The following is a 12,772-nucleotide window of genomic DNA, read 5'->3' as shown; positions in this document are numbered from 1 at the left end:
CCGGCTGGGCTGAACCCGTCCGGTCTCCTTCCTGTCCGGCAGTGCGCGCACGCCGGAAACGAGTCGGATCATGACCATCTTCGAAATGCTGCTGCGCGTCGGCGCCGGCGTCGGCCTGGGTGCCGTCATCGGGTTCGAGCGCCAGTTCCGCGCCCGGATGGCCGGGCTGCGCACCAACGCCCTCGTCGCGGTCGGCGCGACGCTGTTCGTGCTGCTGTCCGCCCACGGGTTCGGCGGGCTCGCCTCGAGCGCCGACGCCGACCCGACGCGGGTGGCCGCGCAGATCGTCTCGGGCATCGGGTTCCTCGGCGCCGGGGTCATCATGCGGGACGGCCTCAACGTCCGCGGCCTCAACACGGCGGCAACGCTCTGGTGCTCGGCGGCCGTGGGTTCCCTTGCGGGCGCCGGGTTGTACGCCGTCGCGGCGGCCGGGACCACCGTCGTGGTCGGGGTGAACGTGGTGCTGCGGCCGCTGGGCCGGGTCGTCGACCGCCGTCCCGACTCGGGCGGGGAAACCCCGGCCCGCTACGAGTTCCAGGCGGTGACCCGCGACGACTCCGAAGCCCACGTCCGGGCTCTGCTCGTCCAAGCGCTGGCGCGCACGGACTTCCGGCTGCTCTCGGTGCTGAGCACCGACCGGCCGGAGAACCGCACGGTCGAGGTCCGCGCCGAGCTGGCCGCGGACCAGCGCGACGACGCGCAGATGGAGTCGGCGGTGTCACGGCTTTCGCTGGAGCCCTCGGTTTCCAGCGTGCGCTGGGAAGCCGTGCCGGCCTAGCAGGTGCGGAGGAACTTCCGGAGCAGCTCGTCGAACCGGGCGGGCTGCTCCAGGTTCACCATGTGCGCGGCGCCGGGCACCTTCGCCCGGCGCGCGTGCGCGGCTCGCCGGTCCACGAGGTCGGCGACGGCGAAGATGTCGCTCGAGTCCAAGTCGCCCGTGACCACCAGCGCCGGGTCGCGGACCTCCGCCACCCGGCGGATCGCGCCCAATTCGACGCCGAGGTCCGGCGCCGCGTGTCCCTTCACGAAGTTCTCGACCACCATGTCGTGGCAGAACTTCCGGACTCCCGGGCCGACGTCGGCGGGCGAGCGGTGCGGGCCGTCGACCCACATCCGCAGCAGGCACTCCAGCACGCGCGCGCCGTCACCGGCCTGGGCTGCCTCGGCTTGTTCGGCCAGCAGCGCCAGGATGTACGGGTCGTGGAACTCCATCCCGCTGATCCCCGGCGAGGCGAGGAACAGCCCGGCGGCCCGGCCGGGGTAGGCGATCGCGAAGTCGAGGAACACGCGGCTGCCGAACGAACAGCCGACCAGCACCGGGTCCTCGACGTCGAGGGTCTCGAGGAGCTTCTTCAGGTCCTCGTAGTGGGAATAGAGGCCGGGTGGGGACGGCGGGTTCGACGAGTCGCCGCTGCCGCGGGCGTCGTACCGGATCACCCGGTGGTCGCGGGCGAAGCGGGCGAACTGCTCGTCCCACATCGCGCGGGTCATGCCGCCCGCGTGCAGGAAGACGACCGGCCGCCCGCGGCCGCGTTCTTCGTAGGACAGGGTTCCGTCGCCGAGGTCGACCGTGCCGCTGTGTGCCCCCATGCCGGACACCGTACCGGGAAACGAAAGGCCTCCCCGCCGGAATCGACGGGGAGGCCTCCGAACAGCGCAACCCTTACGCCTGGGTCATCTTCCGCAGCACGTACTGCAGGATGCCGCCGTTGCGGTAGTAGTCCGCCTCACCCGGGGTGTCGATGCGGACGTCCGCCTCGAACTCCACCTTGCTGCCGTCCTGCTTGGTCGCGGTGACGTGCACGGTGCGCGGGGTCTCGCCGTCGTTCAGCTTGGTGATGCCCGAGATGTCGAACGTCTCGGTGCCGTCCAGCTTCAGCGACGCCGCCGACTCGCCCTGCGGGAACTGCAGCGGGATGACGCCCATGCCGATCAGGTTCGAGCGGTGGATGCGCTCGAACGACTCGGTGATCACCGCGCGCACGCCCAGCAGCGAGGTGCCCTTGGCCGCCCAGTCGCGCGACGAGCCCGAGCCGTACTCCTTGCCGCCCAGCACGACCAGCGGGGTGCCCGCCGCCGCGTAGTTCTGCGCCGCGTCGTAGATGAACGCCTGCGGGGCGTCGTCCTGGGTGAAGTCGCGGGTGTAGCCGCCCTGCACGTCGTCCAGCAGCTGGTTGCGCAGCCGGATGTTCGCGAAGGTGCCGCGGATCATCACCTCGTGGTTGCCGCGCCGCGAGCCGTAGGAGTTGAAGTCCTTCTTCTCCACGCCGTGCTCGGTGAGGTACTGCGCGGCCGGGGTGCCCGGCTTGATCGCGCCGGCGGGGGAGATGTGGTCGGTGGTGACCGAGTCGCCCAGCTTCGCGAGCACGCGCGCGCCGGAGATGTCGGTGACCGCCGCCGGCTCCGGCGTCATGCCCTCGAAGTACGGGGGCTTGCGGACGTAGGTGGACTCGGCGTCCCACTCGAAGGTCTTGCCCTCCGGGGTGGGCAGCGCCTTCCAGCGCTCGCCGCCGTCGAAGACGTCGGCGTAGTCCTTGGTGAACATCTCCTGCGTGATCGCGTAGTCGATGGTCTCCTGGATCTCCTTGGCCGTCGGCCAGATGTCCTTCAGGAAGACGTCGGTGCCGTCGCTGTCCTGGCCCAGCGGCTGGTTCGCGAAGTCGAAGTCCATCGTGCCGGCCAGCGCGTAGGCGATGACCAGCGGCGGCGACGCGAGGTAGTTCATCTTCACGTCGGGGTTGATCCGGCCTTCGAAGTTCCGGTTGCCCGAGAGCACCGAGACCGCGGTGAGGTCGTTCTCCTGGATCGCCGCGGAGATCTCGTCCGACAGCGGGCCCGAGTTGCCGATGCAGGTGGTGCAGCCGTAGCCGACCAGGTGGTAACCCAGCTTCTCCAGGTACGGCCACAGGTTGGCCTTGGTGTAGTAGTCGGTGACGACCTGCGAGCCCGGCGCCATCGACGTCTTGACCCACGGCTTGACCGCGAGGCCCTTGTCCACGGCGTTGCGCGCGAGCAGCGCGGCACCGAGCATGACCGACGGGTTCGAGGTGTTGGTGCACGAGGTGATCGAGGCGATCACCACGGCGCCGTGGTCGAGCACGAACTCGCCGCGGTCCGAAGTCGAGACCTTGACCGGCTTGCTCGGGCGGCCCGACGCGCCGTTGGCGGCCGAGGAAGTGACCGGCGCGGCGTCGTCCTCGGCGAACGACAGCGACGGGGAGTCGCTGGCCGGGAAGGACTCCTCGGAGGCCTCGTCCATCTTGGTGTGCGGCGTGACGTCCTCGCCGTCCACGTAGTCGTGGATGGACTTGCGGAACGACGACTTCGCGTCCGTCAGCTCGATGCGGTCCTGCGGGCGCTTCGGGCCGGCGATCGACGGGACGACCGTCGAGAGGTCCAGCTCGAGGTACTCGGAGTAGGACGCTTCGTGCGACGGGTCGTGCCAGAGGCCCTGCTCCTTGGCGTAGGACTCGACCAGCGCGACCTGCTCGGGCGAGCGGCCGGTCAGCTTCAGGTAGCGGACGGTCTCCTCGTCGATCGGGAAGATCGCCGCGGTGGAGCCGAACTCCGGGCTCATGTTGCCGATGGTGGCGCGGTTGGCCAGCGGCACCGCGGCGACGCTCTCGCCGTAGAACTCGACGAACTTGCCGACCACGCCGTGGCGGCGCAGCATCTCGGTGATCGTGAGGACGACGTCGGTGGCGGTGACGCCGGCCGGGATCTCCCCGGTCAGCTTGAAGCCGACGACGCGCGGGATGAGCATCGACACCGGCTGGCCCAGCATGGCGGCCTCGGCCTCGATGCCGCCGACGCCCCAGCCCAGCACGCCCAGGCCGTTGACCATGGTGGTGTGCGAGTCGGTGCCGACGCAGGAGTCGGGGTAGGCCTGGCCGTTGCGTGACATGACCGTGCGCGCGAGGTGCTCGATGTTGACCTGGTGGACGATGCCGGTGCCCGGCGGGACGACCTTGAACTCGTCGAAGGCGCCCTGGCCCCAGCGCAGGAACTGGTAGCGCTCGCGGTTGCGCTCGTACTCGATCTCGACGTTGCGCTCGAAGGCGTCGGGGCGGCCGAAGATGTCGATGATCACCGAGTGGTCGATGACCAGCTCGGCCGGGGCGAGCGGGTTGACCTTGTCCGGGTCGCCGCCGAGGTCGGTGACCGCTTCGCGCATGGTGGCCAGGTCGACGACGCAGGGGACGCCGGTGAAGTCCTGCATGATCACGCGGGCCGGCGTGAACTGGATCTCGATCGACGGGTCGGCCTTCGGGTCCCACGAGCTCAGCGCGCGGATGTGGTCGGCGGTGATGTTCGCGCCGTCCTCGGTGCGCAGCAGGTTCTCGAGCAGGATCTTCAGGCTGTACGGCAGGCGCTCGGCGCCCTCGACCTTGTTCAGGCGGAACACCTCGTACGAGGCGTCTCCGACCTTCAGCGTGTCTTTGGCGCCGAAGCTGTCCTTGCTGGCAGGTGCGGTCACGTCTAACTCCAGTGGCATGGACTTCCGCGCCGGTGCGGCGGTCGAGTCCCGGGTCAGTGCGGTCAGTTCGGGTTTCGTGCGGTCCGCACGAGGCGGACGCGAGTCTTGCGCACCCCCACCGTAGGACCGGAATCGGGATGGCACACCTCGCGGTGCTTCAAACAGTACGCGCGTCCTGTTTGGCGGACAAGACGACACGCGGTGTGGGCTGCGCCATCCGCGGCGGGGGTCCCTCAATAAGGGGAATTGGTGCCTACGGTGTGTAAGTTTCCGGTGATGCTTGTGATAGTGGTGTGACTGCAGTGACGCGCGGTGTGCGCAGGTGAGCGGAGGTGGCGGTCGTGCCGGAACGGCGCAGGGGCTGGTGTGTGCCGGGCGGGCGCCGTGGACTCACCGTGAGCACCCTGGTCCTGGTGATCTTGTTCGGCGCGGGCGGCACGGGCCTCGCCGCGCCCCCGCCGCCGCCCAACCCGAGCGACTCGGAGCTGAACAACAGCAAGGCCGACGCCAACGCGAAGGCCGGTGAAGTCGGCCGGCTGACCAACCAGCTGGCCCAGGCCGAGCAGAAGCTGTCGCAGCTGCAGGACGACGTCGAGCTCAAGCAGGAAGAGGCCAACAAGGCCCTGGTCGACCTGCAGTCCGCGCAGGACGCCGCGGCGCAGGCGGAGAACGACGCGAAGGCTGCCCGGACCGAAGCCGACGCCGCGGACGCCGCCATCGAAAAGGCTCGCAACGACCTGAAGACGTTCGCCGCCGCCAGCTTCCAGCAGGGCAGCACGGTCGGCTCGCTCTCGGCGTACCTCAGCGCCGACAGCCCCAAGGACATGCTGGCCCGCGCGCAGCTGCTCGACGCCGTCGGCGGCGACCGGCTCAACGCCCTCGACCGGCTCCAGCAGGCGCAGACCGAGAAGGCGAACAAGGACTCCGCGGCCCGCAAGGCCGCCGAGATCGCCCAGCAGAAGCAGGACGCCGCGCGCGAGGCGAAGACCAGCGCGGACTCCGCGCAGTCCGCCGCGATCCGGGCGCAGGACAGCCAGGCCACGCAGAACACCCAGCTCGAGAAGAACAAGTCCGACGTCGAGCAGCAGCTCTACGCCGCCCAGTCCAAGGTCGACGGCCTGCAGGGGCAGCGGCAGCGCTACCAGGACTGGCTCGCCCAGAAGCAGCGCGAGGACGACGAGCGCGCCCGCCAGGCCGCGCTCGGCTCGTCCGGCGGCGGTGGCCGTCCCACGAGCCGGCCGCCGGCGGGCCCGGCCGGTTCGTCGATCGAGGCGGTCATCGCCCGGGCGCTGTCGAAGATCGGCCTGCCGTACGCCTGGGGCGGCGGCAACGCGAGCGGCCCGACCCGCGGCATCCGCGACGGCGGCGTCGCCGACCGCTACGGCGACTACAACAAGATCGGGTTCGACTGCTCCGGCCTGATGATCTACGCGTTCGCCGGGGTCCGGGGCCTGCCGCACTACAGCGGCTACCAGTACACGGCCGGGCGGCGGGTGCCGCTCTCGCAGATGCGCCGCGGCGACATGCTGTTCTGGGGCGGCGCGGGCGGCATCCACCACGTCGCGCTGTACCTCGGCGGCGGGCAGATGGTCGAGGCACCGCAGTCCGGCCTGCGGGTCCGGGTCGCGCCGGTGCGCTACGGCGGGATCATGCCGTACGCGACCCGCCTGATCGGCTGAGCGGCGTCAGGCGTCCGCCTGCTCGCGCTTGATCTTGCGCCAGCCACCGGCCCGGTTGTTCGCGATGATCCGCCGGAACATCTCGGTGAGCGCCGGCGCGTTGATCACCTCGCCCCGGCGGAAGGCGACGGTGCGCGCGGTCTTGTTGCCGTGCCCGGCGGTGATGATGCCCTCGGGGTCGGGGACGATGCCGCCGTCGTAGACGAAGACGTTGACGTGGTCCTTCGCCGCCAGCAGCGCGCAGATGTTGCCCTCGAGCACGAAGTACGGCTGCCGGGTGCGCTTGATCGTCTCGGCCACCTCGGGGTCCGCCGCGTGGACGAGCTCGCGGACCTCCCGGCAGATCGCCTGCTGCCACTCGGGCAGGGCGTCGATGTAGGCGTCGACGCGGGGCTCGGCGGGGTAGGTCATGCGCCGAGTATGCCGGAAATCCGTTCGACTCCTCGCCGTCCGGGCTACAAGATCGCCCGGTGGACGACGAACTGAACGCGCTGCGGCGCACCCGGATGCGCTGGAACACACCCTTGTCCGAGCCTCACGCGGAGCTGCTGCTCGACCGGATGGCCCTCGACGCCGGCCACGACCTCGTGGACCTCGGCTGCGGCTGGGGTGAGCTGCTGCTGCGGGCCGTCGCCCGGACGCCGGGCCTGCGCGGAACCGGCGTCGACACCGATGTGACCGGCCTCGAGCGCGGGCGGGCGGCGGCCGGGGACCGCGCCGTGGAGTTCGTCGAAGCCGATGCGGCCGCTTGGGAAGGCCGCGCCGACCGCGCGTTCTGCATCGGTTCCGCCCACATCTTCGGCTCGACGAAGGCCGCGCTCGACGGCCTCGCGCGGAAGGTTCCGTCCGGCCGGCTCCTCTACGGGGACGGCTTCTGGGCGGCGCCGCCGAACCCCGCGGCGCAGGAGATCTTCGGCCCGGACATGCTGACCCTGCCGGACCTGCTCGACGCGGCGGCCGCCGCCGGCTGGCGGGTGCTCCACTTCAGCACCGCCGACCAGCTCGAATGGGACGACTTCGAGTCGACCTCGCGCGCCGGCTGGGCGGAGTGGCTGGCGGCGCACCCGGACGACCCGCGCGCCGGCGAGGTCCGGGAGTGGCTCGACCGGCGGTTGCGCGAATACGTCCGCGACTACCGGGGCGTGCTGGGCTTCACCTACCTCGTGCTGGAGCGCTGAAGCCGCGAGCTTCACTTACCTCGTGCCGGGCCGCTAGCCTCCCCGGATGCGCTACGCGGGGATCGTGGTGGCCGGAGGTGCGGCCCGCAGACTGTCCGGCGTGGACAAGCCGGCCCTGTCGGTGGGCGGGAAACCCTTGCTCGCCCGCGCGATCCACGCGCTCGAAGGCGCCGAGCGGGTGGTCGCCGTCGGCCCGCGGCGGCCCGGGTTCGACGTCGTGTGGACCCGGGAACCGGTGCCCGGCAGCGGGCCGGTGGCGGCGCTGGCCGCCGGGCTCGCGTTCGTCCCGGACGACGTCGAGGCCGTGGCGGTGCTGGCCGCCGACCTCCCGGGCGTCCGCCGGTCCACAGTGGACCGCCTGGTCGCCGCGATCGGTGCCGGTGACGGCGCCGTGCTCGTCGACGCCACCGGGGCCCGGCAATGGCTGCTCGGCGCGTGGCGGGTAACCGCGCTGAAGGACGCGCTGCCGGCGGAACCGGAGAGCGCCGGCCTGCGCCGGACCCTGAGCGGCCTGCGCATCGCCGACGTGCCGGCGGAACGGGGCGAAGCGGACGACATCGACACCCCCGAGGACCTCGAGCGCCACCGCTGAGGGGCTGCTTCACAGATGTCACACCGGGGGAGGTGTTGGCTACTCACGGGGCAACCCGCGCGTCCGCGTGCCGGACGGACGAACGACCGGGGGACGCAGTACGGTCGCACCGCGTGATCACCGTCGCGGGGGCGGCGCACGAACTTTCGAGGAGGCAGAGTGACCGAGCCCGGCTACGCCGAGGGCGGGAACGGGCAGCAGCCCGGGACGCCGGCCCGGGACGCCCAGTTGCTGGAGCGGACCGTGTTCGAGGTCAAGCGGATCATCGTCGGCCAGGACCGCCTGGTCGAGCGGATGCTGGTCGGCCTGCTGGCCAAGGGCCACCTGCTGCTCGAAGGCGTGCCCGGCGTGGCGAAGACCCTGGCCGTGGAGACGTTCGCGAGGGTCGTCGGCGGCTCGTTCTCCCGCGTCCAGTTCACCCCGGACCTGGTGCCCGCGGACATCCTCGGCACCCGGATCTACCGCCAGGGCGCCGAGCGGTTCGACGTCGAGCTCGGCCCGGTCGTGGCGAACTTCGTGCTCGCCGACGAGATCAACCGCGCGCCGGCGAAGGTGCAGTCGGCGATGCTCGAGGTGATGGCCGAGCGGCACGTGTCGATCGGCGGGCAGACGTTCCCGATGCCCGACCCGTTCCTCGTCCTGGCCACCCAGAACCCGATCGAGAACGAGGGCGTGTACCCGCTGCCCGAGGCGCAGCGCGACCGCTTCCTGTTCAAGATCCTCGTCGAGTACCCCTCCGCCGAGGAGGAGCGCGAGATCATCTACCGGATGGGCGTCACCCCGCCGACCCCGCACGAGGTCCTCAGCCCGGGCGAGCTGGTCCGGCTGCAGGGCGTCGCGGCGCAGGTGTTCGTGCACCACGCCCTCGTCGACTACGTGGTGCGGCTCGTGCTGACCACCCGGACGCCGAACGAGCACGGCCTCGCCGACGTCGCCGGCTGGGTGTCCTACGGCGCCTCGCCGCGCGCGAGCCTCGGCATCATCGCCGCCGCCCGGGCGCTGGCCCTGGTCCGCGGCCGCGACTACGTGCTGCCGCAGGACGTCGTCGACGTCGTGCCGGACGTGCTGCGCCACCGGCTCGTGCTGTCCTACGACGCCCTCGCCGACGGCGTCCCGATCGACCACATCATCACGCGCGTGCTGCAGACCGTGCCGTTGCCGCAGGTCTCGGCCCGGCCGCAGGGCGGGGCCGGCCAGGGCGGCCCGGTCCCGGCGGGCGCGCCGGTCAGGTAACCGGCGATGGCGAAGAACGAGAAGGGCACCCGCCCTTCGTGGGCGCCGCCGGTGCTGCGCGGCGAACGGCTGGAGGCCGGGCTCCGGACCCTGGAGCTCGACGTCCGCCGCCGGCTCGACGGGCTGCTGCAGGGCAACCACCTCGGCCTGGTGCCGGGGCCGGGGTCCGAGCCCGGCGAGGCGCGTCCCTACCAGCCCGGCGACGACGTCCGCCGGATGGACTGGGCGGTCACCGCCCGGACCACGACCCCGCACATCCGCGAGACCGTGGCCGACCGCGAGCTGGAGACGTGGGTCGTCGCCGACCTCTCGGCGAGCCTCGACTTCGGGACGGCGCTGTGCGAGAAGCGCGACCTGGTGGTCTGCGCGGTCGCGGCGGTCGCCCACCTGACCGGGGGCGGCGGCAACCGGATCGGCGGCTTGATCTCCACCGGCGCCGAGACGACCCGCATCCCGGCGCGTGGCGGCCTGGCGCACGCCCGCGGGCTGGTGCGGCGGCTGGCCGAGACGCCCCGGGCGGCCGAGGGCACGCGCGGTGACTTCGCCCAGGCACTGGAGGCGCTGCGCCGGCCGCCGCGCCGTCGGGGCCTGGCCGTGGTGATCTCCGACTTCCTGGGCGACGCGTCCTGGGAGCGGCCGCTGCGGGCGCTGGGCGGGCGCCACGAACTGATCGCGATCGAAATCCTCGACCCGCGCGACGTCGACCTGCCCGAGGTGGGCACCGTCGTGCTGGCCGACCCGGAGACAGGGAAACAGCGCGAAGTGCATGCGTCGGCCTTGCTGCGCAAGGAGTTCGGGGCCGCGGCCCACGCCCACCGGCAGACGGTGGCGGCCGGCCTGCGGCGCGCGGGTGCGGCGCACCTGACGCTGCGCACCGACGCCGACTGGATCGCCGACATGGTGCGGTTCGTCGTGGCCCGCAAGCGGCGCTGGTCCGGGGGTGTCGCGTGAGCTTGACGGGCTTCAGCGCGCCTTGGTGGTTCCTGCTGCTGATCGCGGTCGCCGCCGTCGCGATCGGGTACGTCCTGGCTCAGCGGGCCCGCCGGAAGCGGACCATGCGGTTCGCGAACCTGGCCCTGCTGGAGAAGGTCGCGCCGAAGAGCCAGGGCTGGGTGCGGCACCTGCCGGCGGTGCTGATCGTGCTGTCGCTGCTGATCCTCACCGTGGCGCTGGCCGGTCCGACGGCCGAGCAGAAGGTCCCGCGCAACCGGGCGACGGTGATGCTGGTGATCGACGTGTCGCTGTCGATGGAGGCCACCGACGTCGCGCCGACGCGGCTGAAGGCGGCGCAGGACGCGGCGACGCAGTTCGCGCGGAACATGACCCCGGGGATCAACCTGGGCCTGATCTCGTTCGCGGGCACGGCGACCGTGCTGGTCAACCCGACCACCGACCGCAACGGCGTGATCAAGGCGATCGAGAACCTCAAGCTGGCCCAGTCGACGGCGACCGGCGAGGGCATCTTCGCGGCGCTGCAGTCGGTGGAGAGCTTCTCGAGCGTCGTGGGCGGAGCCGACGGCCCGCCACCGGCGCGGATAGTGCTGATGTCCGACGGCAAGCAGACGGTGCCGGAAGACCTGTACGCGGCCCGCGGCGGCTACACGGCGGCCCAGGCGGCGAAGCAGGCCGGCGTGCCGATCTCGTCGATCTCGTTCGGCACGACCCACGGGTCGGTCGACATCGACGGCAAGGCCCAGCCGGTCAGCGTGGACGACGAGTCCCTGCGCGAGATCGCCCGCCTGTCCGGCGGCGACTTCTACAAGGCGGCCAGCGCCGAAGAGCTGAAGAAGGTGTACGGCGACCTCGGCGAGCAGATCGGCTACGAGCTGAAGGACGCGGACGCGAGCAAGCCGTGGGTCGTGGTGGGGACCCTGATCCTCATGCTGGGCGCGGCGGCCAGCCTGTTCTACGGCCAGAGACTCCCGTGAGGCTCACCCTTCCCGGCGGACGCCGTACAGGCTGCCGCCGAGGAGGGTGACTCCGGAGAGGACGCCGCTGACGAACGGGACCCACTGCGCCGCGCGCGGTGGGATCCTCAGTCCCACGCTCTCTCTTGCCGGCTGAGATCCATGCTGATGGCTTCCGCCTCGCGGAGGACCGGCCGGTCGCGGTCGTCGAGGATTCGACTGATCACCAAGGTGTCCAAACCGGAGCGCTTGGACCGGTCGTGCAGCGCGCCTTGACCCGACTCAGGCGCGGCGGACGCCGTACAGGCTGCCGCCGAGGAGGGTGACTCCGGAGAGGACCCCGCTGGTGAACGGGACCCACTGCGCCGCGGTGCCGAGCAGGGCCAGGCCGACCACACCCAGCACGGTCAGGAGCACGCCGACCACCAGGATCGAGCGTGCCTTCCACGCCGAGGCCAGCGCCACGAAGTGGAGCCCGACGATGGTGGCGATCCACGCGACGTTCGCCTGCACCGGCGCGTCCAGCAGGCTCAGCACGAAGAACCCGGCGACGAGCAGCACCACTTCGCCGATGACGATCACCCGGTAGCTCGGCCCGAACATCGGCCGGCCCTCGAGGGTCGGCCGGCCGCCGGCGCGGACGCCGAGGACCACCACCGCCGCCAGCGCGACCACCGCGAGGGCGCGCAGCACCCAGGCGATCGCCGTCGGCAGCGGGGCGCCGGAGTTGACGAGGACGAACACGGTGCCGAACGCGGCGCCGATGAGCGCCCCCAGGAACTGCTGTCGCATCCGGCGAACCTACCGGACGGTGATCACCCGGCCGCGAAGCCGTTCTGGCGCCACGCCTCGTAGACCGTGATCGCCGCCGTGTTGGCCAGGTTGAGCGACCGGCTGGTCGGCAGCATCGGCAGCCGCACGCGGTCGGTCACCTCCGGTGCCTGCTGGACCGCCGCGGGCAGGCCGGCCGACTCCGGCCCGAACAGCAGCACGTCCCCGGGCGCGTACGAAACGTCCGTGTAGATCCGCGTCGCCGACGCGCTGAACGCGTAGACCTTGGCCGGCAGCAACACTTCCCACGCTTCCGCCAGCGACGCGTGCACCTGGACCCGCGCCAGGTCGTGGTAGTCGAGCCCGGCCCGGCGCAGCTGCTTGTCCTCCAGCGTGAACCCCAGCGGCTCGACCAGGTGCAGCTCGCACCCCGTGTTCGCCGTCAGCCGGATCGCGTTGCCCGTGTTCGGCGGGATTTCGGGCTGGTAGAAGAGAATGCGGAACACGGCTCAGCCCTCGAGCAGCGCCGCGTACACCTTGCGGACCGCCTCGGGCGGCGCCGCCGGGCGCAGGGTGGCCGGGTCGATGAACACGTACCGGAGGGTCGCCGCCGCGACGAGGGCTTCACCGCGGTGGATCTCGAAGTCGAAGATCAGCGACGTCGTGCCGAGGTGGTTCAGGTACTGCGAGACGACCAGTTCCTCGTCGTACCGGGCCGGTGCGCGGAACTTCACGTTCGCCTCGGCCACCACGACGTCGACGCGGTGGGCCAGGAACTCGTCGTGCGAACCGAACAGCGCCTTCTCCGCCTCGAAGGCGCACATGTCCACATAGGCCAGGTAGTGGGCGTTGAAGACGATGCCCTGGCCGTCGCATTCGTGGTAGCGCACGCGCAGCGGCATCTCGACGATCGGGGGGCGGGGTCCGGTCACCGG

The 12,772-nt window shown here is 71.6% G+C and carries 13 protein-coding genes; 7 read left to right on the top strand and 6 right to left on the bottom strand.

The window, feature by feature from the left end; all coding sequences use genetic code 11:
* Positions 1-70 precede the first annotated feature (70 nt).
* On the top strand, positions 71-778 hold the full coding sequence (locus QSK39_RS15795; protein WP_285478491.1) for an MgtC/SapB family protein: 708 nt from the start codon (positions 71-73) through the stop codon (positions 776-778).
* Here the strand turns inward: QSK39_RS15795 and QSK39_RS15790 are convergent.
* Both QSK39_RS15790 and acnA read right to left on the bottom strand, forming a co-directional pair.
* Positions 775-1,590: an alpha/beta fold hydrolase gene (locus tag QSK39_RS15790; RefSeq protein WP_285478490.1), complete on the bottom strand. Its 816-nt coding sequence runs from the start codon at positions 1,588-1,590 to the stop codon at positions 775-777. The genes QSK39_RS15795 and QSK39_RS15790 overlap by 4 nt on opposite strands.
* A 73-nt stretch (positions 1,591-1,663) precedes the next feature.
* Positions 1,664-4,495, bottom strand: coding sequence for an aconitate hydratase AcnA (gene acnA / locus QSK39_RS15785; protein ID WP_285478489.1), 2,832 nt, complete (start codon positions 4,493-4,495; stop codon positions 1,664-1,666).
* 350 nt (positions 4,496-4,845) lie between these two features.
* On the opposite strand from acnA, the gene QSK39_RS15780 reads away from it, so the two are divergent.
* The gene (locus QSK39_RS15780) at positions 4,846-6,156 is read left to right on the top strand and encodes an NlpC/P60 family protein (RefSeq protein WP_285479910.1); all 1,311 of its coding nucleotides are present in this window, start codon (positions 4,846-4,848) and stop codon (positions 6,154-6,156) included.
* Positions 6,157-6,162: 6 nt separating this feature from the next.
* On the opposite strand, the gene QSK39_RS15775 is transcribed toward QSK39_RS15780, so the two are convergent.
* Positions 6,163-6,567 carry a DUF1801 domain-containing protein gene (locus tag QSK39_RS15775; RefSeq protein WP_285478488.1) on the bottom strand — a complete coding sequence of 135 codons (405 nt, stop codon included), beginning with the start codon at positions 6,565-6,567 and terminating at the stop codon, positions 6,163-6,165.
* A gap of 59 nt (positions 6,568-6,626) precedes the next feature.
* Between QSK39_RS15775 and QSK39_RS15770 the strand changes: the two genes are divergently transcribed.
* From QSK39_RS15770 to QSK39_RS15750, 5 genes are all read left to right on the top strand, one after another.
* On the top strand, positions 6,627-7,334 hold the full coding sequence (locus QSK39_RS15770) for an SAM-dependent methyltransferase (protein ID WP_285478487.1): 708 nt from the start codon (positions 6,627-6,629) through the stop codon (positions 7,332-7,334).
* Positions 7,335-7,380: 46 nt separating this feature from the next.
* Positions 7,381-7,926 (top strand): molybdenum cofactor guanylyltransferase, encoded by a 546-nt coding sequence (mobA, locus tag QSK39_RS15765; protein ID WP_285478486.1) that lies wholly within the window; start codon positions 7,381-7,383, stop codon positions 7,924-7,926.
* 159 nt (positions 7,927-8,085) lie between these two features.
* Positions 8,086-9,159 (top strand): AAA family ATPase, encoded by a 1,074-nt coding sequence (locus QSK39_RS15760; RefSeq protein WP_284749328.1) that lies wholly within the window; start codon positions 8,086-8,088, stop codon positions 9,157-9,159.
* 6 nt (positions 9,160-9,165) lie between these two features.
* A complete protein-coding gene (locus QSK39_RS15755) occupies positions 9,166-10,110 on the top strand; it encodes a DUF58 domain-containing protein (protein ID WP_285478485.1) in 945 nt (314 codons plus the stop codon).
* Positions 10,107-11,087, top strand: coding sequence for a VWA domain-containing protein (locus QSK39_RS15750; protein WP_284749326.1), 981 nt, complete (start codon positions 10,107-10,109; stop codon positions 11,085-11,087). The genes QSK39_RS15755 and QSK39_RS15750 overlap by 4 nt, the downstream gene beginning before the upstream one ends.
* Before the next feature lie 261 nt (positions 11,088-11,348).
* Here the strand turns inward: QSK39_RS15750 and QSK39_RS15745 are convergent, their stop codons facing one another.
* Genes QSK39_RS15745 through QSK39_RS15735 form a run of 3 tightly spaced genes read right to left on the bottom strand, consistent with a single transcriptional unit; the run spans position 11,349 to position 12,769 of the window.
* Positions 11,349-11,858 (bottom strand): hypothetical protein, encoded by a 510-nt coding sequence (locus tag QSK39_RS15745; RefSeq protein WP_285478484.1) that lies wholly within the window; start codon positions 11,856-11,858, stop codon positions 11,349-11,351.
* 23 nt (positions 11,859-11,881) lie between these two features.
* Positions 11,882-12,343: a tRNA (cytidine(34)-2'-O)-methyltransferase gene (locus QSK39_RS15740; protein ID WP_285478483.1), complete on the bottom strand. Its 462-nt coding sequence runs from the start codon at positions 12,341-12,343 to the stop codon at positions 11,882-11,884.
* 3 nt (positions 12,344-12,346) lie between these two features.
* A complete protein-coding gene (locus tag QSK39_RS15735; RefSeq protein ID WP_285478482.1) occupies positions 12,347-12,769 on the bottom strand; it encodes an acyl-CoA thioesterase in 423 nt (140 codons plus the stop codon).
* Positions 12,770-12,772 lie beyond the last annotated feature (3 nt).

Source organism: Amycolatopsis sp. NBRC 101858 (assembly GCF_030269325.1).
GTDB lineage: Bacteria > Actinomycetota > Actinomycetes > Mycobacteriales > Pseudonocardiaceae > Amycolatopsis > Amycolatopsis ponsaeliensis.
This window is presented reverse-complemented; position numbering and strand designations above follow the sequence as displayed.